Below are 948 nucleotides of genomic sequence, written 5' to 3' on the forward strand. Positions count from 1 at the left end.
TGTGTGATTCACTGAGATCGTTTCAATCTGGCGATCTCTAAATCTCTTTTGTAATTAGCATCTTGAACACGCTCTTTCGATAGGTCATATTCCTTTTGAACTTCATCTGAAAACGGCGTTTCCTCGCTGAGCTCCATATATTTTTCCATTGGAGTTTTTCCCTTCAGCGCTGAATGTGGCCGCGTCCAATTGTAATAGTGCTGCCACTCTGAAAGTTGTTCATGCAAGTCATCTGAATCGATGTCGATAGTTGCATAAAATTCGGATTTGTCTGTCTTTTGTGAGCGCTCAACTTTTCCATTTAAATGAGGCGAACCAGGCTTGTTTGGCCGAAACTTTATTCCATACTCCATCATTTTTCTTTGAACTTTCTCTGCGAAGAATTCACGCCCACGATCTGTCTGGATACGTTGTATAGGGAATGGCATTTCCTCAATTACACAGTCTAAAAAATCAAGCGTATTTGCCGCAGTACGACGCTTATAAACCCTTAAAACCCTATATCTAGTGCAGTCATCAACAGATGTGTATTGATAAAGCCCTGGAGCCAGTTTGCAGGTGTCCATTTGAACTCGATCACCTGGAAGTGGCCGTTCATATCGAATGAAATCAACTTTTCGGCGAAACTTCTTGATGGGTTTTACATCGTGATTTGAAAGCACTTTATGAATAGTTGCCGGCGATAATGAAATCTCATGGAGTCTCAGTAACTCTGTTTGCAAGCGCCTCGCTCCCAAATTTCTCACCGAGCGCATTTCCAATATTAAGGTTTCTAGATTGTCGTCGATTTTAGCGTTCGGTGAGTTATGAGGGCGTCTACTCTGACTGCTCAGCCCATCAATACCCTGCTCAGAATACCGCTTCCACCATTTACGGAGGGTTGGTCTGGAAATACCACACCTACGGCAAACCAAACCCGCATCATTGGTCTCTTCATACAGCTTAATG

General features: G+C 43.0%; 1 protein-coding gene. It reads right to left on the bottom strand.

Translation table 11 applies throughout. The features are described from left to right. Positions 1 to 8 precede the first annotated feature (8 nt). A complete protein-coding gene (locus tag C2M17_RS07960) occupies positions 9 to 947 on the bottom strand; it encodes an IS481 family transposase (protein WP_233997942.1) in 939 nt (312 codons plus the stop codon). Between the last annotated feature and the right edge of the window lies 1 nt (position 948).

Origin of the sequence: Pseudoalteromonas sp. T1lg10, from assembly GCF_002964545.1 — a bacterium.
GTDB lineage: Bacteria > Pseudomonadota > Gammaproteobacteria > Enterobacterales > Alteromonadaceae > Pseudoalteromonas.